General features: G+C 65.3%; 22 protein-coding genes. 18 read left to right on the forward strand and 4 right to left on the reverse strand.

Features of this window, described 5'->3' with window-relative positions:
* The first annotated feature begins 6 nt into the window (after positions 1–6).
* From J2X70_RS04245 to J2X70_RS04310, 14 genes are all read left to right on the forward strand, one after another.
* Complete coding sequence (locus J2X70_RS04245) at positions 7–837, forward strand: CPBP family intramembrane glutamic endopeptidase (RefSeq protein WP_025875556.1); 831 nt, start codon at positions 7–9, stop codon at positions 835–837.
* 71 nt (positions 838–908) lie between these two features.
* Positions 909–1715: a M48 family metallopeptidase gene (locus tag J2X70_RS04250; protein WP_025875555.1), complete on the forward strand. Its 807-nt coding sequence runs from the start codon at positions 909–911 to the stop codon at positions 1713–1715.
* 131 nt (positions 1716–1846) lie between these two features.
* A complete protein-coding gene (locus tag J2X70_RS04255; protein ID WP_025875554.1) occupies positions 1847–3034 on the forward strand; it encodes a tetratricopeptide repeat protein in 1188 nt (395 codons plus the stop codon).
* 254 nt (positions 3035–3288) lie between these two features.
* Entirely contained in the window at positions 3289–3846 is a 558-nt protein-coding gene (locus J2X70_RS04260) for an energy transducer TonB (RefSeq protein WP_025875553.1), read from the forward strand.
* Positions 3847–3940: 94 nt separating this feature from the next.
* A complete protein-coding gene (gene exbB, locus J2X70_RS04265) occupies positions 3941–4702 on the forward strand; it encodes a TonB-system energizer ExbB (RefSeq protein WP_025875552.1) in 762 nt (253 codons plus the stop codon).
* A gap of 56 nt (positions 4703–4758) precedes the next feature.
* Positions 4759–5184 (forward strand): biopolymer transporter ExbD, encoded by a 426-nt coding sequence (locus tag J2X70_RS04270; RefSeq protein WP_025875550.1) that lies wholly within the window; start codon positions 4759–4761, stop codon positions 5182–5184.
* A gap of 3 nt (positions 5185–5187) precedes the next feature.
* Positions 5188–5601, forward strand: coding sequence for a biopolymer transporter ExbD (locus tag J2X70_RS04275; RefSeq protein WP_025875547.1), 414 nt, complete (start codon positions 5188–5190; stop codon positions 5599–5601).
* A 149-nt stretch (positions 5602–5750) separates the two neighbouring features.
* Positions 5751–7211 (forward strand): cardiolipin synthase, encoded by a 1461-nt coding sequence (gene cls, locus J2X70_RS04280; RefSeq protein ID WP_309909118.1) that lies wholly within the window; start codon positions 5751–5753, stop codon positions 7209–7211.
* A gap of 40 nt (positions 7212–7251) precedes the next feature.
* Positions 7252–7512: a hypothetical protein gene (locus J2X70_RS04285; RefSeq protein WP_309909120.1), complete on the forward strand. Its 261-nt coding sequence runs from the start codon at positions 7252–7254 to the stop codon at positions 7510–7512.
* Positions 7513–7521: 9 nt separating this feature from the next.
* Positions 7522–8265, forward strand: coding sequence for a pyridoxine 5'-phosphate synthase (locus J2X70_RS04290; RefSeq protein WP_025875542.1), 744 nt, complete (start codon positions 7522–7524; stop codon positions 8263–8265).
* Positions 8266–8567: 302 nt separating this feature from the next.
* Positions 8568–9680 carry a PA0069 family radical SAM protein gene (locus tag J2X70_RS04295; RefSeq protein WP_080150204.1) on the forward strand — a complete coding sequence of 371 codons (1113 nt, stop codon included), beginning with the start codon at positions 8568–8570 and terminating at the stop codon, positions 9678–9680.
* A gap of 139 nt (positions 9681–9819) precedes the next feature.
* On the forward strand, positions 9820–10428 hold the full coding sequence (locus J2X70_RS04300) for a hypothetical protein (RefSeq protein WP_139784979.1): 609 nt from the start codon (positions 9820–9822) through the stop codon (positions 10426–10428).
* Positions 10429–10488: 60 nt separating this feature from the next.
* On the forward strand, positions 10489–11046 hold the full coding sequence (locus J2X70_RS04305; protein WP_258954816.1) for a hypothetical protein: 558 nt from the start codon (positions 10489–10491) through the stop codon (positions 11044–11046).
* 157 nt (positions 11047–11203) lie between these two features.
* Positions 11204–11386, forward strand: coding sequence for a hypothetical protein (locus J2X70_RS04310; RefSeq protein WP_025875534.1), 183 nt, complete (start codon positions 11204–11206; stop codon positions 11384–11386).
* 36 nt (positions 11387–11422) lie between these two features.
* Here J2X70_RS04310 and J2X70_RS04315 read toward each other — a convergent pair whose 3' ends face one another.
* From J2X70_RS04315 to J2X70_RS04325, 3 genes are all read right to left on the reverse strand, one after another.
* A complete protein-coding gene (locus tag J2X70_RS04315) occupies positions 11423–12130 on the reverse strand; it encodes a 2OG-Fe(II) oxygenase (protein WP_140226688.1) in 708 nt (235 codons plus the stop codon).
* Between the two features lie 108 nt (positions 12131–12238).
* Positions 12239–13255, reverse strand: a complete 1017-nt coding sequence (locus J2X70_RS04320) for a class 1 fructose-bisphosphatase (RefSeq protein ID WP_025875529.1) — start codon at positions 13253–13255, stop codon at positions 12239–12241.
* Between the two features lie 412 nt (positions 13256–13667).
* Complete coding sequence (locus J2X70_RS04325) at positions 13668–14870, reverse strand: amino acid aminotransferase (protein ID WP_117309125.1); 1203 nt, start codon at positions 14868–14870, stop codon at positions 13668–13670.
* A 171-nt stretch (positions 14871–15041) separates the two neighbouring features.
* On the opposite strand from J2X70_RS04325, the gene J2X70_RS04330 reads away from it, so the two are divergent.
* Positions 15042–17156 carry a TonB-dependent receptor gene (locus J2X70_RS04330; RefSeq protein ID WP_309909126.1) on the forward strand — a complete coding sequence of 705 codons (2115 nt, stop codon included), beginning with the start codon at positions 15042–15044 and terminating at the stop codon, positions 17154–17156.
* A gap of 85 nt (positions 17157–17241) precedes the next feature.
* Here J2X70_RS04330 and J2X70_RS04335 read toward each other — a convergent pair whose 3' ends face one another.
* On the reverse strand, positions 17242–17568 hold the full coding sequence (locus J2X70_RS04335) for a hypothetical protein (protein WP_309909128.1): 327 nt from the start codon (positions 17566–17568) through the stop codon (positions 17242–17244).
* Positions 17569–17709: 141 nt separating this feature from the next.
* Between J2X70_RS04335 and J2X70_RS04340 the strand changes: the two genes are divergently transcribed.
* The 3 genes from J2X70_RS04340 (at position 17710) to ligD (ending at position 21661) form a co-directional block, all read left to right on the forward strand.
* Positions 17710–18108, forward strand: a complete 399-nt coding sequence (locus J2X70_RS04340) for a hypothetical protein (protein WP_025875521.1) — start codon at positions 17710–17712, stop codon at positions 18106–18108.
* Positions 18109–18253: 145 nt separating this feature from the next.
* Positions 18254–19180 (forward strand): Ku protein, encoded by a 927-nt coding sequence (locus tag J2X70_RS04345; RefSeq protein WP_025875519.1) that lies wholly within the window; start codon positions 18254–18256, stop codon positions 19178–19180.
* Between the two features lie 3 nt (positions 19181–19183).
* Positions 19184–21661, forward strand: coding sequence for a DNA ligase D (gene ligD, locus J2X70_RS04350; protein ID WP_309909131.1), 2478 nt, complete (start codon positions 19184–19186; stop codon positions 21659–21661).
* Positions 21662–21753 lie beyond the last annotated feature (92 nt).

Genomic DNA, 21753 nt, shown 5'->3' on the forward strand with positions numbered 1-21753 from the left:
TAATCGATGTCCGCTTCCGCCCCGGTTTCCGCTCCGCCGCCGGTTCCACCGGCTACTGTCACGCCCCGCGCCTCCTCGCCGCTGGCGGGCTTCTTCATCGATCTGGGAATCGCGACAGTCGCCTTGTTCGGTCTGAGTGTCGTCTGCGGGGCGATATGGGGGCTCTACCGCAGCCTGCAGATCAGCGCGGCCAATGCGCAAGGCGCTGCCGCCGGTACTATCGCCTCTGTTGGCCAACCCGGTGCGCTGGGGCAGATCCTGATGGCATTGATCGCCACCGGTGGTGCGGCCCTGCTGGTCTACTTCTGGCGTCGCCCTGCCAATGCCGCTGAGCGCCAGCATTCGCGCCAGGCTCTGCAGCGACCTTCCACTTGGGGCTGGACTCTGCTGGTCGCCTTGCTGATCGTGCTGGGAAGCAACGGCATTGCCTTCCTTGCCAAGCAGATGGGCATCGAGCCGGTTCCCACCAATCTCGAACTGATGCAGAACGCGATTGCGCGTTTCCCTGTATTCCTGGCGCTGTTTGCAATCGTGCTGGCACCCGCCTACGAGGAACTGCTGTTCCGTCGCGTCCTGTTCGGGCGCCTCTGGCAGGCCGGGCGTCCATGGCTTGGCATTGTCCTCAGCAGCCTGGCCTTTGCCCTGGTCCATGAAGTGCCCGGGGTCAGCAAGAACTCCCTGCTCGGTACTGCCCAGCTCTGGCTGGTCTATGGCGGCATGGGCGCTGCGTTCTGCTGGCTGTACCGCCGCACCGGCACCTTGTGGGCAGCGATCGCCGCCCATGCGCTGAACAATGCCGTGGCGCTTGCGGCCCTGGTGTTTTTCGGGGCAACGTAAGGCGCTGTCCGCTTGACGAAAGATTAAGCAGACCCGTTACACACTGGGCTTCTGAACACGGGGGTGGGTCCATGAAACAACTGCTGCTGGCCATCGTCATCACCACTCTGGTCAGCGCCTGCGCGACCACCACTTCACCCACCGGCCGTCGGCAGATGGTGGGCGGTGTGTCGCAGGCACAGCTGGACCAGCTGGGTGCGCAGGCGTTCGCCGAAACCAAGCAGAAAGAGAAGATCAGCAGCGATGGCCGCCAGAACGGCTACGTGCAATGCGTGGTCAACGCGCTCGTTGCACAGCTGCCGCCTCAGTACCGTGGCGTACGGTGGGAAACGGCGGTGTTCGTCGACAAGGAACCAAACGCCTTCGCCCTGCCCGGCGGCAAGGTCGGGGTCAACACCGGCATCTTCAGCGTTGCCAAGAACCAGGATCAGCTGGCAGCGGTGATCGGCCATGAAATCGGCCACGTGATTGCCCGCCACCACGAAGAACGCATCACCCGGCAGATGGGCGCGCAGACCGGATTGGCGGTGCTAGGGGCGCTGGCCGGCGCCTATGGCGGCGAAGGCGCAGCCAGTACGGTCAACCAGCTGGGCGGGATGGGGGCGCAGACCGCGTTCCTGTTGCCCGGCTCACGCACCCAGGAGAGCGAGGCTGACGTGATCGGTCAGCGGTTGATGGCCGAGGCCGGATTCAACCCCGCCCAGGCCGTCGATCTGTGGCAGAACATGATGGCCGCCAGTGGCGGTCGCAGCCCGCAATGGTTGTCGACCCATCCCGATCCAGCCAATCGGATCAGGGAGTTGCAGCGTGATGTGCCGGCGCTCGGCCCCGTCTATCAGCAGGCGCAGGCGGCCGGACGCCGGCCAAAGTGTGGCTGAGTGCGCAGATTCATGCTGTATTGCAGCACATAAAACGATTTCTCACGCCATCTGTTTCTGATACGTTTGGCGGCTCAGATTTTTCTGACAGTCCGACTTTGCCGCTACCGGCGGTTCGATCGAGGTGAACGATGATTTTCCGTAACCACAAAGCTGTGCTTTCCGTCCTCATCGCCACTGCCCTGACCGGCGCCGTGGTCACCGACGCGTTCGCGCAGTCCTCGCGTTCGTCCGAGCGTGGCAACCGTGGCGGCAAGCAGGCCAAGGCCGAAGTGCTGTTCCCGAACGCGACCCGCCAGGAACCGGCAGCGAAGTCGTCGGCCAAGCTGGGCAGCAAGCTGCAGAAGATGATTGACAGCTACAACAAGGAAAAGTTCCCGGAGACCCGCACGCTGGCCGACGAGATCCTGGCCACCGACGGCGCCAACGAGTACGACAAGTCGCTGGCCGCGCAGCTCGCCTCCCAGGCCGCCTACCAGACTGACGACACCGCAGCCGCCATCGCGTACCTGAAGCAGGTGCTGCAGTTCAACGGCCTGGACAACAACGGCCACTTCCAGTCGATGCTGATGCTGGGCCAGCTGCAGATCCAGGAAGACCAGACCGCTGAAGGCCTGGCGACCCTGGACAAGTACTTCGCCGAGAGCAAGTCGACCAAGCCGGAAGAGCTGATCATCAAGGGCCAGGCGCTGTACCAGCTGGAGCGCTACCAGGAAGCGATCCCGGTGCTGAAGCAGGCCATCGCCGGCGCTGCCGAGCCGAAGGACAACTGGAACCAGCTGCTGATGGCCGCACTGTCCGAAGCCGGCCAGACCGGTGAGGCCGTGCAGGCCGCCGAGGCGCTGGCGGCCAAGAACCCGAACGACAAGAAAGCGCAGCTGAACCTGGCCAACATGTACATGCAGGCCGATCAGATGCCGAAGGCCGCCGCGGTGATGGACAAGCTGCGCAGCAGCGGCCAGCTCACCGAAGAGCGCGAGTACAAGCAGCTGTACTCGATCTATGCCAACACCGAGAACAAGGAAAAGGACGTCATCGCGGTCATCAACGAAGGGTTGCAGAAGGGCATCCTGAAACCGGATTACCAGGTCTACCTGGCGCTGGCCCAGTCCTACTACTACTCCGACCAGGTGCCGCAGGCGATCGACGCGTGGCAGAAGGCCGCCCCGCTCTCCAAGGACGGTGAGACCTACCTGAATCTGGCACGCGTTTTGCACAGTGAAGGTCGTGTCCCGGAGGCCAAGCAGGCCGCCCAGCAGGCGCTGGCGAAGGGCGTGAAGAACCAGGCGGATGCCAAGAAAATCATCAACCTGAAGTAAGTAGGAATAACGCCTGAACGCCTGCCCAGTTGATGCGCAAGCGCTCAGGATTGGTATAAGCTTGGAGGTTCCTGCGGTGTCATGCACCGCTGATCAGGGATCCCGCCCCCGGGATTCCGGCCCCACTATTGAGCTCTTGGCGCATGACGGAACAACTAGTCGTTCACCGGTACGAACAACCCGATGACAAGGGGCTGAGCTGGCCTCGCATCGTCGGTATCGCGTTTGTAATCGCCCTGCATCTGGCCGCCTTCATGATGCTCCTGATTCCTGCCGTGGCTCCCAAGGCCGTGGCGGAGAAGGAGCGCAACGTCATGGTGACCATCGTCGACGCACCGCCGCCGCCGCCACCGCCGCCGCCGCCGCCGCCGCCGCAGGACACCCCGCCGCCGCCGGTGAAGAATCTGTCGCCGCCGAAGCCGTCGCCCGTCCCGCCGCCGCCGCAGGCGCCGGTCGTCGACGTGCCGGAACCGCGCCCGAACGATATCGTCACCCCGCCGTCGCCGCCGTCGCCGCCGGCACCGCCGACCTCGATCGAGGCCAGCGTGGACATCTCGTCGAAGGCCATGAATCCGCCGCGCTATCCGCCGGCCGCCTTCCGCGCTGGTATCCAGGGCGAAGTGATCCTGATCATTGATGTCGATGCCAGCGGCAACGTCACCAATGTCACGGTGGAAAAGTCCAGCCGTAACCGCGATCTGGACCGTGCTGCGATGGAAGCTGCCCGCAAGTGGCGTTTCAACGCCGCCGAAGCTGGCGGTAAGAAGGCTGCTGGCCGCGTCCGCGTCCCGGTCAACTTTGCGCTGAACTGATGCGCCCGGGTGGCCGCCTGGCCACCCTCGCCTCCAGTTCGATTGTTTAGCTTAGCTACACCCTTTATCACCACACACAACAAAGGTAAGCGTCATGCTGCAGGAAATTTTCATCGCCGCTGCTGCCGGGGGCAATCCGTCCAACGCCCTGTCGCAGATGGGCTTCGAGCATCTGATCCACGAAATGACCACCAAGCCGGGTGATTTCGCGGTTTCCTGGGTCGTGCTGCTGACCCTGGTCGTCATGTCCGCCATGTCCTGGTACTGGACCGTCATCAACATCTTCCGTGCTACCCGCCTGAAGAGCGCCGCTGATCGCGTCGTCAGCCTGTTCTGGGATACCCCGAACGCGCAGGACGCCATCCGTGCAATGGAAGAGCAGCCGGCTTCGGAGCCGTTCTCGAAGATCGCACTGGACGCTGCACAGGCTGCTGCGCACCACCAGCGTGCTGAAGGCGGCGCTGTCGGCGGCGTGGGTGAGAACCTGAGCCGTTCGGAGTTCGTCGACCGCGCTCTGCGCCAGGCCGTGACCCGCGAAAGCAACAAGCTGCAGTCGGGCATGACCCTGCTGGCCACCGTCGGTGCAACCGCTCCGTTCGTCGGTCTGCTGGGTACCGTGTGGGGCATCTACGGCGCGCTGATCAAGATCGGTGCTACCGGCTCCGCTTCGATCGACGCCGTTGCCGGCCCGGTGGGTGAAGCACTGATCATGACCGCCATCGGTCTGTTCGTCGCGATCCCGGCCGTGTTCGCCTTCAACTTCTTCAGCAAGATCAACAGCGCGACCATCAGCAAGTTCGATACCTTCGCGCACGACCTGCACGACTTCTTCGCCACCGGTTCGCGCGTCCGCTAATTGCGACGCGCTGTACCCGCGAGAACGTAGTCACCAAGATCTAGACGGAGCCCGTTATGGCTTTCAGTAGTGGTAACAGCGGCGGCCCCATGGCCGACATCAACGTTACGCCCCTCGTGGACGTGATGCTGGTGCTGCTGATCATCTTCATCATCACGGCGCCGCTGATGTCCCACAAGGTCAAGGTGGATCTGCCGGAGGCCAATCTGGTCCAGAAGCCGGACGACACCAACGACCGCAAGGGTCCCATCACCCTGGCAGTCAAGGAAGACGGTTCGATCTACTGGAACGACGAAGAGATCGACAAGCAGACCCTCGAGTCGCGCTTGGCGACCGCCGCCCAGCAGACCCCGCAGCCGCCGTTGAACCTGCGTGGTGACCGCACCACCAAGATGCGTGTCATCAACGAGATGACCAAGGTCGCGCAGGAACAGGGCATGCTGGACGTCGGCTTCGTGGCGACCAAAGAGAAGGGGCAATAAGCCATGGCATTCAGTAGTGGTGGTGGCAAGGGCCCCATGGCCGACATCAACGTCACGCCCCTCGTGGACGTGATGCTGGTGCTGTTGATCATCTTCATCGTGACCGCGCCGATCATGACGTACCCGATCGCCGTGGACCTGCCGCAGCGCGTGCTCAACCCACCGCCGCAGCTGGTCGAACCGCCGCCGCCGATCGAGCTGAAGATCGACGCCAGCAACCAGGTCTCGTGGAACAACAGCCCGATCGGTACGCATGAACTGCAGCAGCGGATGGAGCAGGAGGTCCAGCGTGACCCGACCAACCAGCCGGAACTGCGGATCGATGCCAGCCCGGATTCGGAGTACGACGTGATGGCCAAGGTTCTGGCCGCCGCGAAGAATGCTCAGATGAAGAAGATCGGCTTCGTGCAGCAGTAAATCGCTACACCGCAATACATCAGTCATGACGCGACTGCAGACGCCCCTGGAAACAGGGGCGTCTTTTTTTGTGCGTGCAGGCGTCTTCCCGGCAACGCCGTTGGCAATGAATGCCTCTGGCCGGTGCCTGTCCCCGCTATGATCGGCGGATGCTCGCCCTCTTCGATTCCGTGCGCCATTGGCTTGATGGCATCGCCCACCTGGGAACGATCCTGGCGGTGGCCTATCTGCTGTATCTGCTGGCGTTGACGGGCTGGATCATGCTGCAGAAGCGCGAGCCGGTGGCCACGTTGAGCTGGATCCTGTCGCTGGCGCTGCTGCCCTACCTGGGCCTCTTCATCTATTACCTGCTGGGCCCACAGAAGGTGAAGCGGCAACGGCTGCGGCGCGGTCGCGCGCGCTCGGGCATGGAGCACTACAGCGATGTCTGCCCGCCCGATGCCGACTGCACCGAACTGGCCAAGATCGCGCAGGCGACCACCGGGCTGGCGCCAAGCACGGCCACCGAAGTGACCTGGCTGGTCGACGGCGCGGCCACCTACGCCGCGCTGCTGGAAGCGGTGGCACAGGCGCAGGACCATGTGCATCTGGAGTACTACATCTTCAATCCTGACCACGCCGGCACCGCGTTGCGGGATGCGTTGGTGGAACGGGCCAGCGCCGGCGTGCAGGTGCGGCTGCTGCTGGATGCGGTAGGTTCTTCGGCCGTGCGTCAGCACTTCCTGCAGCCGCTGTTGAACGCCGGCGCTGAGGTGATCTGGTTCCATCCTCGGCAACTGTTGAAACCATTCAAGCGACCCTGGTTGAACCTGCGTACGCACCGCAAGCTGGTGATCGTAGATGGCCGGCTGGCATTCACCGGCGGCATCAACATCACCGACGACGAAGACGAAAGCCGCAACCCGGATGCTTACCGCGATCTGCACATGCGCCTGCGCGGGCACGTGGTGCGCAGCCTGCAGCTGGTGTTCGCCGAGGACTGGCTGTACGCCAGCGGCCAGGACCACTCGCGGTTCGATATCGCCCGGCTGTGGCCCAGCGACATGCCCCTGCGCGGCGACGGCGCGATCAACGCGCAGGTGCTGGTGTCCGGCCCGGATTCGGGATGGGAGACCATCCATCGCCTGCACGTGGCCGCCATCCAGGAAGCACGTGAGCGGGTCTGGCTGGTCACCCCTTACTTCGTACCCGGTGAGGCGGCGCGGATGGCGCTGACCTCGGCCGCACTCGGTGGCCTGGACGTGCGCCTGCTGGTGCCGAAGATGAGCGACTCCTGGTTCGTGACCCAGGCCGCACGCTCCTATTTCGACGAGCTGCTGCATGCGGGGGTGAAGATCTACGAGTACGGTCCACGCATGCTGCATACCAAGGCATTCATCGCCGACGACGACGTCTGCATCGTCGGCAGCGCCAACTTCGATCACCGCAGCTTCCGCCTGAATTTCGAGCTGTCGATGATGATCAGCGACCGTGGCCGGGTGGCGGAACTGTCTACGTTGCTGCAGTCCGAATTCGAGCGTGCCACCCGTGTACATGACCAGGCAGGACGCTCGCTGTGGCTGCACCGGCTGCCCGAAGCCTTCGCGCGATTGGCCTCGCCGCTGCTGTGAGGCAGCGCTACACTGCGGCGGTGGCCCGGGGAGACTGACAATGTACTGGCTGTACCTGCTGCTGGCGCTGGGCTGCTTCACCTTTGCGCTGAAAACACCGAACATGGGCCTGATGTCGCTGGCCCTGCTGGGCACCCTCGCCTTCCTGCTGGCATGGGTACGCGGGAGATACGCCGCACGCTTCGGCGACCTTCAGCGTGATCCGGCGACACTGGTGGACAGCGATGAACTCAGGCGTCTGCGCGAGCAGGCCAAGGTTGCTCCGACCGACGGCAGCGACCCTCCCTCTCACTCCCCGTAGTCCCGTTCCATGACCCAGCTCAGCGTCAACGTCAACAAGATCGCCGTCCTGCGCAATTCGCGTGGCGGTGCCGAACCGGACGTGGTGCGTGCCGCCCAGGCCTGCCTGGATGCCGGCGCGCATGGCATTACCGTGCACCCGCGGCCCGACCGCCGGCACATCACCGCCGAGGACGTGCTGGCGCTGTCGGCGCTGACCCGTGCCCGTGGTGTGGAGTTCAACATCGAAGGCAACCCGTTCGCGCCGCCGCGTGAGGGCTACCCCGGGTTGCTGCCGCTGTGCGCGCAGACGCGCCCGGCGCAGGCCACGCTGGTTCCCGATGGCGATGGCCAGATCACCTCCGACCATGGCTTCGACTTCGAACGCGATGCCCAGCGCTTGCGCCCGCTGGTGGCCGAGCTGAAAGCGATGGGATGCCGGGTGAGCCTGTTCGTGGATGCCGGCAACCCGCTGCTGGAGCAGGCCGCCGATGTCGGCGCCGACCGCGTCGAGCTGTACACCGGCCCGTATGCCGAGGCCCATGCCGCCGGCGACGCCCGCGCCATGCTGGAACTGTTCGCCACCGCCGCGCGCCGTGCACAGGCCGTCGGCCTCGGTGTGAATGCCGGGCACGATCTGTCGCAGGACAACCTGCGTGACTTCCTGGCCGCCGTGCCGGAGGTGCTGGAGGTGTCGATCGGCCACGCGCTGATCGGCGAGGCGCTGTACGACGGCCTGGATGCCACGGTGAAGGGCTACCTGGCACTGCTGTAGCAGTGCATGGGACTTCCCCGCTGGGTTGAAGTCCGAAGACGTGCGGCAGGTCCCCGTGTTCCGGCCTGGCAAGCGCCCCTGTAGCCGATCTTCCCATCGCAGCTGCTGAGACACCCGTGGCTCATGCTGGCCTGCTGCGGCGATGGCGCGTGCCCGGTTCCAAGCCAGACGACCCTGTGGACAAGTCTGGGGTCAACGTGTCGCCCAATGCGCCTGCGCGCCTACAGCTACGTGAATCCTGGCCGCTTGCGCTGCCTGTGGTTAGCAATAATACTAATATCTCGTAACGGCCGGAGGGCAATATGCAGCACCCCCCTCGCAACGCCCAGGCCGCCATCAAGGGCCGGGGTTCCACGTCCCATCTTGCGGGACGTTTTGAAAGCACCGTCAGCGAAGCGGTGGACGACGGCTGGGCAGTGGACGACAGCGAGGAGTTCCTCGCCCCGCGCCTGCGCACCGAAGTACGCGCGGAGACCGCCCGCAGCATCATCAGCCGCAACAACTCCCCGGACGTCGGCTTCAGCCAATCGGTGAATCCGTATCGCGGCTGCGAGCATGGCTGCTCCTACTGCTTCGCCCGCCCTTCGCATGCCTATCTGAACCTGTCGCCTGGCCTGGACTTCGAGACCAAGCTGTTTGCCAAGACCAACGCGCCACAGCTGCTGCGCAAGGAACTGTCGAAGCCGGGCTACGTGCCGCAGCCGATCGCGCTGGGCATCAACACCGACGCCTACCAGCCGATTGAACGCAAGTTCAAGCTGACCCGCCAGCTGATCGAAGTGATGCTGGAGACGAAGCATCCGTTCTCGCTGATCACCAAGAACGCGTTGGTCGAGCGCGACATCGATCTGCTCGCACCACTGGCGGCGGAGAATCTGGTCAGCGTGCATTTCTCGGTGACATCGCTGGATCCGCATCTGTCGGCGAAGCTGGAGCCGCGCGCCTCGGCACCCCATGCGCGGCTGCGTGCGATGAAACGCCTGCACGAAGCGGGCATTCCGGTGGGCGTGATGGTTGCGCCGGTGATTCCGTGGATCAACGACAGCGAACTGGAAGCCGTGCTGGAGGCTGCGCATGATGCCGGCGCCAGCACTGCAGGCTACGTGCTGCTGCGCCTGCCGCTGGAAGTGGCGCCGCTGTTCCGCGATTGGCTCGATACTCATCATCCCGATCGCGCCGCGCATGTGATGAGCACCATCCAGCAGCTGCGAGGCGGCAAGGATTACGACAGTCAGTTCGGCACGCGCATGCGCGGGCAGGGTGTATATGCGGAGCTGTTGAGCAATCGCTTCAAGCTGGCGCGCAAGCGCCTCGGCTTCAATGCGCAGAACAGCCACTGGCCGAAGCTGGATTGCAGCCGGTTCGAGAAGCCGCTGCCGCCGAAGGTGGATACGCCCCAGGGTTCGCTGTTCTAGAGCACTGGACCGCTGTGCGATGTACCGGCAACAATCTGCACTTGGCCGGAGGGCCTGCAAACCAGGGAAGGGAGCAGATGGGTTACCTACGATCGGCGATGGCGCGATTCGGTCCGCATGGCGACGAATCGATTTGTCCATGAAGCGTCTACCTGCCCTCGGCTGTGGTGCGTTTCTGTTTGCCTGCAGCGCCGATGCAGAAGCTGCCCGTGCGTTTGTGGTTGAAGACGCTGCCATGCGTGACCTCGCCTGCCTCGGGGTGGAGCCCCGCCAGCTGCTCTTTTCCTGTCACCAGATCGTTGCCGGCAACAATCGTGTGGTCGGGCTTAGACGATTCCGGTCTTCGTGGCGGATCGACCATTCCACATTCAGCAAGCTCACGATCCAGCTCCCTGCTGATGCGAAGGCAGGAGACCGATTCGCTGCCGCAGGCGATCGAGTACGGATGTTCCATAGCAGCGGTTCCAGCGCATTCGCCGGAAAGACCGGCTGCTACGGAGTACCCGTCGCAGGGCAGATCACCGTGGTCTCCACCGGAGATTTCGGCATCGAGATCCAGATCGACGCAACGTTCCGCGCCACAAGCCCACTGCAATGGCCGGGAGAGTGCGACGCACCGACGACGGTGTCAGAGCGTTTGAGAGCCTTGCCGCTGTCGCTGCAGCATCTTGATGCATGGACGGGAGCGCATGATCCGGACGCATCACCCTTCGATCAGGCACACCCCTCCAATCGCTTGCATGACTGAACTCAGATCAGCAGTTTCTACACGATGAAACGTACTTGCTGCCTTCCGGCTAGCGCTCTCATGCTCTGCGTTGTGGCCCTGCAGGCGCAGGCCCGCGACATCCACGAATGCATCGTCGTTCCGCAGGCCACGATCGTCACTGACATGCCGGCTGGCCTGGACGAGTTCGAACAGCGTCTGTGGGTGGCGAATACAGGTCAGAGGGTGCGCAAGGGCACGGACACCCTCCTCCTGCTGCGCCTCTTCTCGGAGTCGCCGGGCGTGATCGATTCCCAGCAGTACATCAAGATCACGGGCAGCCTGAAGCGATACGCGCCTTCGTCGAAAGGGACGCCGGAGGTGGTGGATGCGCGCTTGACAAGTGGCGGCGCGGGCTTCGCGCACAAGGGAGACTACTGGCTGTCCGATTCAGCGGACGTCGAACTACATCAGCCGCACAGGGGCGATAGTCAGATCGAAGTCAAAGTGACGGCTGTTGGGTGGAACAGCTATCGAAAAGAAGACCGTTCCTTCTATCTCCAGTTCACCTGTCAACTCAAGGAAATCCCTGTCGAGAAGCTTAGTGCCTGGCAAGGAGGCAACGACAATCTCTGGGGATCCTTTGGACCCGCCAGATAACTGAGCGGCATCAATCTGTACCCAGCAACCACTGCACGCTATGGAATAGACAAGCGCCAGCTGCGGGGGCTGGAGAGAGGAGAGTTCAGCATCATGGATGCGGAACATATCCGCCTGCTGGTTCAAGTCGACGTATCCGAACCCATGAGCACATGACATGAAGATCATCTACTGGCTGGGCATCGCGTTCCTGTGGATGCTTCCGTTGAACGTTCTGCTGCTGACGGCCGGCACGCTGATGGCGGGTGAGGCGCTTGGAGAACAAGAGTTCGTCGGCCTGGGTGTGGCCGTGTTCGGTACCGTGGCGGGCGCGATTCTCTATCGCCGCCGCCCGCGGTAGCGCCGAGCAAGCGAGGGTTAGCAGCACGCGCGACCCTTACCCTCCAAACAGCTTCTGCGCGCTCTGGAACAGGATCCAGCTGGTGGCGATGAACTTGTCGCCGCCCTGCGGCCGGTTGCCGCGATGGGTATGGGTGAACGCAGTCGGCGCGATCAGCAGGCTGCCGGTACGCGGTGCGATCTTCCGCCCTTGGAACAGGAACTCGGTTTCGCCCTCTTCGAAGTCGTCGTTGAGGTACAGGGTCCACAGCACATGCCGGTGCAGGGTCTCGGCCTGCGCGTCCTTCGGGTACAGCTCGCAGTGCCAGTACGGGTAACCGCCCTCGCCCGCCGCATACCACTGCAGATTGATCGCGCCCGGGCGCAGGCAGGTGCGCGCCAGATCCGCCAGCTGCTCCGGCGCCATGTCGGGGAAATCCTCGGCCGACAGGCGTCGCGGCTGGCCGTTGCTGTCCTGGATCTGCAACATCAACGGCGCGATCAATGCCTGTGGATAACGGCGTAGATAAGTCTGCAGACCCGCAAATACCGCCTGTTGCAGCTGCTGGTCCACATCCTGCCAGCCATCCACGCCGCTGATCCGCAGATCCTTGCTGTGCTTGAGTTCCGGGAACACACCGCTGCCCACTGCGCCTGGTTTCAGGCTCTGGCTTGCACGCATGCGCGCGACGATCGCAGCGCACACGTCGCTGGGGACGGCGTTGTGGATGACCTCGATGAAATCGACCGGGCCCGGCTCGTGCATGCGTGCATTCCTTCGACGGCAAGGGCTTGATGGTGCCGTTTGCAGCTGCTGCTGTCACCCTGCGGTCATGTCATCAATCTGCCATGACCGCTGTAGGGATGGCCGCTGTCAGACGCTCTTTGCGTCATGCTCCTGGTGATAACGCACGGCCTCGGCGACCTCTTCGCGCGAACCGAGGAACACCGGCACGCGCTGGTGCAGCTGGTCGGGTTGCACATCGATGATGCGCTCGCGACCGGTCCAGGCAGCGCCGCCCGCCTGCTCCACCAGCAGGCCCATCGGGTTGGCTTCGTACATCAGGCGCAGCTTGCCGGCCTTGCCCGGTTCCTTCTTGTCCCACGGGTAGATGAAGATGCCGCCGCGGGTCAGGATGCGATGCACGTCGGCGACCATGCTGGCGATCCAGCGCATGTTGAAGTTCTTGCCGCGCGGGCCTTCCTTGCCGGCCAGCAGATCTTCCACGTAGGCCTGCATCGGCGCTTCCCAGTGCCGCTGGTTGGACATGTTGATGGCGAACTCCTGGGTGGCCGCCGGGATCTGCATGTTCTCGGTGGTCAGCAGGAACTCGCCGGTTTCGCGGTCGAGGGTGAAGGCGTGGGTACCGTGGCCGACGGTCAGCACCAGCTGCGTGCTGGGCCCGTAGATGCAGTAGCCGGCGGCGATCTGCTTGCTGCCCGGCTGCAGGAAGGCGTCATCGCCGGGCAGTTCGACGTTGGTCGGGCAACGCAGCACCGAGAAGATGGTGCCGACGGAGACGTTGACGTCGATGTTGGAGCTGCCATCGAGGGGATCGAACAGCAGCAGGAAATCGCCACGCGGGTAGATGTCCGGCACCGGCTGGCTGTGGTCCATCTCCTCCGATGCGCAGGCGGCGAGGTGGCCACCCCAGGCGTTGGCCTCCAGCAGGATCTCGTTGCTAATGACATCCAGCTTCTTCTGCGCTTCGCCCTGCACGTTGCCGGTACCGGCCTCGCCGAGCACGCCACCGAGGGCGCCCTTGCTGACGGCGATGGAGATGCTGGTGCAGGCGCGGGCGACGACCGCGATCAGCTGGCGCAGGTCGGCGTTGATGCGGCCGGCGTGCTGCTGCTGGATCAGGAAGCGGGTCAACGAGGTACGGGACATGGGCGGGCAGGTCTCGGCAACGGGAAAACGCCTATTGTCGCTGGTCTGACTTGCGCGTGGGTGAGCGGGGGTAGGCGTAATCGTTTCCAGAGGCGTTGCGGTCGTGGCGCCTTCCCTTCGTCGAGGCGCGCGGGAGGGGGAGACAATGCAGGACACGCTGCAAGTACGTCCATGTAAGCTCGATGGCGCCTTGCTCGTGTGCGCTGTCCTGCGCACACGGCAAGACCGGGGTTGGGCATCCTGCCCAACCCGCCCGAGGCATGCCTCGCGCCCATGGCGCCAACGGTCCTGCATTGCCTCCCCCTCCCGCGCGCTTCAGGGTTGGCCGCGAGCGCGGAGGGGGTGGCAAGGCAGTGCAAAAACAAAGGCGCCTTTCGGCGCCTTTGTTTCTACAGCTTGCTGGAGCGGTCGATCAGCCCTTGGCGACGGTGGCCACGGCCTTGGCGACGTATTCCAGGTTGTTCTGGTTCAGCGCGGCCACGCAGATGCGGCCGGTGCCGACGGCGTAGATGCCGAACTCGTCGCGCAGGCGCTCCACCTGTTCGCGGCTCAGGCCGGAGTACGAGAACATGCCCGCCTGTTCGTTGATGAAGCCGAACTGCGGGGCGCCGGCGGCGGCCAGCTTCTCGACCAGGCCCTGGCGCAGGGCGTGGATGCGCTCGCGCATCTCGGTCAGCTCCTGCTCCCACATCGCGCGCAGTTCCGGATTGGTCAGCACACCGGCAACCAGTGCAGCACCGTGGGTGGAGGGGCTGGAGTAGATCGTGCGGATCACGCGCTTGACCTGCGACTGTACTGCCTTGGCGTCAGCGGCGGTCGGCGCGACCATCGACAGCGCACCCACGCGCTCGCCATACAGCGAGAACGACTTGGAGTACGAGTTGGCGACGATGAAGCTGTCGATGCCCGCCTCGGCGATGATGCGCACCGCGGCGCCGTCCTGCTCGATGCCCTTGTCGAAGCCCTGGTAGGCCATGTCGATGAAGGGGAACAGTTGGCGGTCCTTCAGCAGCTGTGCGACCTGCTTCCACTGGCTGACGGTGAGGTCGGCGCCGGTGGGGTTGTGGCAGCAGGCGTGCAGCAGCACCACGGTGCCCGCTTCCAGCTTGCCCAGGTCGGCCAGCAGGCCGTCGAAGTTGACGCCATGGGTGGTCGGGTCGAAGTAGGTGTAATCGACCACCTCGAAACCAGCGGCGCTGAACACGGCGCGGTGGTTTTCCCAGCTCGGGTTGCTGAGTGCGATGGTGGCGTGCGGCAGCAGCTTCTTCAGCACGTCGGCACCGACGCGCAGCGCACCGCTGCCACCGACGGTCTGGGCGGTGGTGACGCGGCCGGCGGCCAGCAGCGGCGAGTCCTTGCCGAACACCAGCTCACGGGTGGCCTGGGTGTACGCCGGCAGGCCATCGATCGGCAGGTAGCCGCGCGGTTTGGCTTCGTTGGCGAGCTGCTGCTCGATCTGCTTGACGGCGCGCAGCAGCGGAATGCGGCCGCTCTCGTCGTAGTAGATGCCCACACCCAGGTTGACCTTGGTCGGGCGGCTGTCGGCGTTGTACGCCTCGGTCAGGCCCAGGATCGGGTCGCCTGGGACCAGTTCCACGTTTGCAAAGAAGGACACGGCGGTACTCGTTCGGTAGACGGAAAGGGGGAGGAATTGCGCCACGCGGCTTGCGGCCTGTCGGCCGAAACCGACCCATCGTAACAAAGCCTGCCGGGGCTGGCCGCCGCCATCGTCATCCGCTTGCCCGTACCATGGCGTGCGTTGCCGCCCGATCCATCAACCTGAATCATGAATCCCAGCGCACGACGCCAATGCCTGCCGCTTTCCGCCCTGCTGCTGCTGCCCTTGGTGGTGACGGCCGAGCCATTGCCGACCGCCCTGCCGACGGTGCAGGTACAGGCCGCGCGGGTGCCCGGCGTCGACCCCTTCGCCCTGCCCGCCAGCCTGGATACGGTGTGGATCGACGCCGACCGTACCGGCCCGGGCACGCAGCTGTCCGAGGCGCTGGGCGGAGTGCCGGGCCTACTGGCCCGGGACCGGCAGAACTTCGCGCAGGACACCCAGCTGTCGATCCGTGGCTTCGGCGCTCGTTCGACCTTTGGCGTGCGCGGGGTGCGGGTGCTGATCGATGGGGTGCCGGCGACCATGCCCGATGGTCAGGGCCAGCTGTCGCACGCCAGCCTGCTCGGTGCCGAGCGCATCGAGGTGCTGCGCGGGCCGTTCTCGGCCCTGTATGGAAATTCGTCCGGGGGCGTGCTGCAGGTGTGGAGCGCGCAGGGCCAGGCCGGTGACCCGTGGCGGCTGCGGGTGAATGCCGGTGCCGACAACACGCTCAGCGTCGGCGCGCAGCTGCGCGGGGCGGGCCCTGGCGTCGACTACAACGTGGCCGCCAACCATTTCAGCACCGATGGCTGGCGTGCCCACAGCCGCGCGCGGCGTGAATCGCTCAACGCGCGCCTTGGCACCGAGCTCGCTGGCGGCCGCCTGGAGCTGCTGCTCAATGCGCTGCACGCGCCCAACGCGCAGGACCCGCTGGGCCTGACCCGCGCGCAGGTGGCGGCCGATCCACGCCAGGCCACGGCGGTGGCTGAGCAGTACAACACCCGCAAATCGGTGCGCCAGCAGCAGGCAGGCCTGCGTTGGACCCGTGAAGCCGGTGCGCAGCGCTGGCAGCTGATGGGCTATGCCGGGCAGCGCGCGGTGACCCAGTACCTGCCGATTCCGCCGGGACCGCAGGCCAACCCATTGCATGCCGGTGGCGTGATCGACCTGGACGGCGGTTATGGCGGGTTGGACGCGCGCTGGGGCTGGAACGGCGATCTGTGGGGGCGCCCGCTGGACCTGGTGGTGGGCGTGAATGCCGATCGCCAGCGCCAGCACCGCACCGGCTACGAGAACTTCGTCGGCACCACCGTGGGGGTACGCGGCCGCCTGCGTCGCGACCAGATCGACATCGTGCAGAACGTGGACCAGTTCGCCCAGGCGTGGTGGCAATGGAGCCCGCGCTGGTCGCTGCTGGCCGGGGTGCGCCACAGCGCGGTGCGCTTCGAATCGGATGATCGCTACATCGTCGGGCGCAACCCGGACGACAGTGGTCGCCGTCGCTACCAGGCCACCACGCCAGTGGCGGGTGTCAGCTTCGAGGCAAGCCCGCAGTGGCGCCTGCACGCGGCGATCGGGCGTGGCTTTGAAACCCCGACGTTCAACGAGCTGGGCTACCGCGCCGACGTCCAGGCCGGGCTGGCGCTGGATCTGGCGGCCGCCCGCAGCCGCAGCGTGGAAGTGGGCAGCAAATGGCATGCGCAGGATGGAAGACAGCTCGATATCAGCCTGTTCCGTGCAGATACCGACGATGAGCTGGCCGTTGCCAGCAACACCAACGGCCGCAGCACGTACCGCAACATCGGCCGTACCCGCCGCCAGGGTGTGGAGCTGCAGTACCGGCAGCCGTTGGCCGAGCAGCTGGAGCTGCAGCTGGCCTGGACCTGGCTGCAGGCGCAGGTGCGTTCGCCCTATCTGGCCTGTGCGGCCAGCAATTGCGCAGTGCCCGACACCGTGGTTGCCGCTGGCAGCCGCCTGCCCGGCGTGCCCCGGCAGCAGGCGTATGCCCGCCTGCAGTGGTCGCCGGGGCAGTGGCAGTGGGGGTTGGAAGCTGCCGCCAGCAGCGATGTGGTGGTGAACGACATCGCCACCGAGCGCGCACCGGGATACGCGCTGCTGAACCTGGAAGCCGGTCGCCGCTGGACGCTGCAGTCGGGTGACCTGCGCGCATTCGCACGTATCGACAACGTGCTGGACCAGCGCTACATCGGCTCGGTGATCGTCAATGACGGTAACGGCCGGTTCTTTGAACCGGGGCCGGACCGCCGCGCCAGCGTTGGCCTGCAGTGGTCATGGCGTTAGGCGGGCCCCGGTAGCGCCGGCCCATGCCCGGCGAGCGCGCAGCGCGGACGTGACGGATCTGCCGGGCATGGCCCGGCGCTACCGATCAATCCGGGGCCTTGGCGGGCACGAACGGCGAGGTGGGATCGCTGGCCGGGAAGGTCTCTTCCAGCGCCTCGTCCTGGTTGTCGCTGGCGTGCTGCTTGCGCTCGCGCCGCTTCAGCGGACTTTCCTGGCCACCGCGATTGCGGTCACCGCAGTCCTTGCGGTCCTGTGCGGCCTGTTCAGGCCGGCGCACGACGGGCAGTACGCCCTCGTCCGGTGTCGACATGCCGGCGCCACGGTCCTCGGCGTCGGCCAGATCGTGTTTGCCGCGCTGCTCGCCCGGCTCGGGGGTGTGGTTCTCACGCAGGGGGTCACGGGTGGGGGTCATGGGGCGTTCCTCCGGTAGGCCTCCACTAGAGCGCGGACGAAGTAAAGCCACTGCGAACCTGGCGTCATGAACATCTTTGTCACGACTGGATAACGGCGGCGCGCGTATTCCTGCCCACCCGCCCTGCTGCAGGAGCCGGCCATGCCCCGTCTTGAACGCCCCGCCCCGTCCGTGTTCAACGCCCTGCTGGATCCGCTTGGCCAGCGCAGCACGCAGCGCCGGACGCGCCGCCTGGAGGATCCGCAGGCGGTGGCGCAGGATTACCTGCAGTACATGCTGAGCGACTACGAGGAACGCCGCGGGCAGGGGCATCGCAACTGGCGCGATCTGTGCCCGGTGTACGCTTTCGCGCTGACCACCCACGCCGCTGACTGGCCGCGTGGCGGCGAGGCCGATACCAGTGGCGAACTGGCCGAGCACTGGGACCAGATGCGCGGACAGTCGCGCCTGAACTGGGCACAGGCGCAGCCGGTGGTGGAAGATGCCTGGCGCGCGCTGGACCATATCCCCGCCGCTGCGGTGAGGCCGCTGCTGCAGTAGTGCCGGTCGCTGGCACGCATCGCCAGGATTCAAGGAGCTGCCGGCCAGCGGCCGGCACTACCGCATGGTCTGCACGTGGCCGACACGGTTGTTTCACGGTAGCCGGCTGAAGCTGGCTACCCCTGCTGAAACACAGGTGCGCATCATGGCCCGCCCGATCTGGACCGGTACGCTTTCCTTCGGCCTGCTCAACGTACCGGTCTCGCTGATGTCCGGCGAGCGCAAGGTCGACCTGCACTTCCGCATGCTGGATTCGCGCGATCGCAAACCGATCCGCTTCGAACGGGTCAACGCCGACACCGGCGAGGAAGTGCCGTGGAAGGACATCGTCAAAGCCTACGAGTACGACAAGGGCAGCTATGTCGTGCTGGAGGAAGACGATATCCGTTCGGCGGCGCCGGAAAGCCATGAAACGGTGGAGGTGGAAACCTTTGTCGACGCCAGCCAGATCGACCCGCGATACTACGAGAAGCCCTATCTGCTGGTGCCGGGTAAAAAGGCCGAGAAGGGCTACGTGCTGCTGCGGGAAACGCTGCGCAGCACTGGCAAGGTCGGTATCGCCCGGGTGGTGGTGCGCACGCGCGAGTACCTGTGCGCGGTGATGCCCAACGATGACGCGCTGGTGCTGATGATCCTGCGCTATCCGCAGGAACTGGTCGAGCCTGACGACTACAAGCTGCCCAGTGGAAAGCTTGCCGATTACCGCATCACCAGCAAGGAAACGGCGATGGCCGAGCAGTTGATCGAGTCGATGGCCGGTGACTGGGATCCTTCGCAGTACCACGATGAGTTCCGCGAACGCCTGCAGCAGGTGCTGAACAAGCGCATCAAGTCCAAGGGCGGCACCACCCAGGTGGAGGACGAGCCGGCACCGCGCGAGGACGCAACCACCAACGTGGTGGACTTCATGGCGCTGCTGCAGAAGAGCCTGGATGCCAACAAGCGCACGCCGGCGAAGAAGGCGGCCGCGCGCAAGGCTCCAGCCAAGAAGGCAGCGGCGAAGAAGGCACCGGCAAAAAAGGCCGCCAAGAAGGCGGCAAAGAAAACCCCTGCGCGACGCAAGGCAGGTTGAGCCATGTCGTTGCATCAGTACCGCCGCAAGCGTCGGCTGGGCGGGGGGAGCGGACAGACCCCGGAGCCGGACGATGCACCGGCACGAGGCAATCCGAAGCGGCGGCCGATCTTCGTGGTCCAACTGCACCACGCCAGCAGCCGCCACTACGATTTCCGCCTGGAAATGGATGGCGTGCTGAAAAGCTGGGCGGTGCCGAAGGGGCCGTCGCTGCGGGTGGGTGAGAAGCGCCTGGCGGTGGAGGTGGAAGACCACCCTCTGTCCTATGCCGGCTTCGAAGGTGATATTCCGCAAGGCCACTACGGCGCCGGCCACGTCGATGTGTTCGACCACGGCAGCTGGGCCTGCGAAGGTGATCCGCTGCAAGCACTGGCGGCGGGCAAGATCGACTTCGTGCTGCACGGGCAGCGCCTGGCCGGTGGCTGGAAACTGGTACGCACGGCGATGAAGGGCCGCCAGGTGCAGTGGCTGCTGATCAAGCGCGATGACGCGCAGGCACGGGATGCGGAGGCGGACGATCTGCTGCACACGCCAGCACTGAAATCCGCGAAGAGGTCTCGGGTTTCAGCGAAGAAGACGCCTCCAGCGCCACGTGCCGCACACTCACGCAAGGCCGATGCACGCTGGCATGCGCGCGCGCTGCAGCTGGACGAGGCGCGCGACAGAAGCTACCCGCACCAGTTCAAGCCACAGCTCACCGATCACCGCGACACCGCGCCCGATGGCGAGCGTTGGCTGCATGAGATCAAGTGGGATGGTTACCGGTTGCTGGCCGATCTGCACGAAGGTGAGGTGACGCTGCGCTCGCGCAATGGCCTGGACTGGACTGCCGATTTTCCCGAAGTGGTGCAGGCGCTGCAGGCGCTGCCGGTGCGCGATGCGCGTCTGGACGGGGAACTGGTGGTGCTGGACGACAACGGCCGCAGCGACTTCGCCGCGCTGCAGCGGGTGATCGACGGCAGCTCGAAACAACCGCTGCGCTACATCGTGTTCGACCTGCCGGGCGTGGCCGGGGTCGACATCAGCCGCGCGCCGTTGCTGCAACGCAAGGCACTGCTGAAGGAACTGATCGGCGATGCAGTTGGCACGTTGGCCTTCAGCGAGCACGTCATCGACCACGGCCCTGCCGTGTTCGAAGCCAGCGGCAAGGCGGGCTTCGAAGGCATCGTCAGCAAGCAGGTCGATGCGCCTTACGTGAACACCCGCGCACGCAGCTGGGTGAAAGTGAAGCACGAGGACACCGATGAATTCCTGATCATCGGCCACACCGCACCCAAAGGCTCGCGGGTGGGATTTGGTTCGCTGCTGCTGGCCACGCCGGACAAGGGCGGCCTGCGCTATGTCGGCCGCGTCGGTACCGGCTTCGACGATGAGGGGCTGCGCGCGCTGGCGGCCACGCTCGCGCCGCTGGTGGTGAAGGAGGCGGTGCTGGAGCTGCCGGCGCACGTGCCGTTGCGTGCGGCGAGCGTGCGCTGGGTCAAGCCGGTAACGGTGGCCGAGGTCGCGTTCCGCGGCTGGGGCAAGGAAGGGTTGCTGCGCCAGGCCAGCTTCAAGCGGCTGCGCAGTGACAAGAAGAAGGAGGACCTGGCGATGAGTGCAACACCGGCCGATGACGGCGACGACGTTGCCATCACCCATCCCGAGCGCGTGGTGTTTGCGAAGAAGAAGCTCAGCAAGGGTGACGTCGCCGACTACTACCGGCAGATGGCACGCTGGATCCTGCCGGAAATCAGTGGGCGACCGCTGTCGCTGCTGCGCTGTCCCGACGGCGTAGGCAAGGCGTGTTTCTTCCAGAAGCACCATGGCCAGGGCCTGGGTGATGCGGTGCATGCGGTGCCGCTGCAGCAGAAGAGCGGGCGCGAGGACTACGTCTATATCGATGACGAACGCGGCCTGCTGCAGCTGGTGCAGATGAACACCCTGGAACTGCATCCGTGGGGCGCGACGGTGGCCGATCCCGAACATCCCGACCGGTTGGTGTTCGATCTTGATCCGGGTGAGGGCGTGAGCTGGGCCGACGTGAAGCGCGGCGCGCGCGATGTGCGCGATCGACTGCAGCAAACCGGGCTGCAGAGCTTCGTGCGGCTGTCGGGCGGCAAGGGCGTGCATGTGGTGGTACCCCTGCAACCCGCAGCCGACTGGGACGACGCGAAAGCGTTCTGCGAAGCGTTCGCGCAGGCGATGGCCGAACAGGCGCCGGACCACTACGTGGCGACGATGAGCAAGGCCAAACGCAGCGGGGTGATCTTCATCGACTGGCTGCGCAATACACGGGGAGCGACCAGCGTGTGCTCGTGGTCGCTGCGCGCGCGGGAGAGCGCGGGAGTCGCGGTGCCGCTGCGCTGGGAAGAACTGGCGCGCGTGAGCGCGGCCGATGCGTTTCCGATGGACAAGGCGTTGGCACGGGCGAAGCGCTTGAAGGCGGATCCGTGGCAGGGCATCGACGCGCTGAAGCAGACGCTGCCGACGCTGCAGCGGTAGTGCCGGCCGCTGGCCGGCAACTGCAGGTTTGCTGGGCTTGCCGGCCAGCGGCCGGCACTACCCGTACCCGGGCATCGACGCGTTGAAGCAGC

Origin of the sequence: Stenotrophomonas sp. 1337, assembly GCF_031455455.1 — a bacterium.
GTDB lineage: Bacteria > Pseudomonadota > Gammaproteobacteria > Xanthomonadales > Xanthomonadaceae > Stenotrophomonas > Stenotrophomonas indicatrix.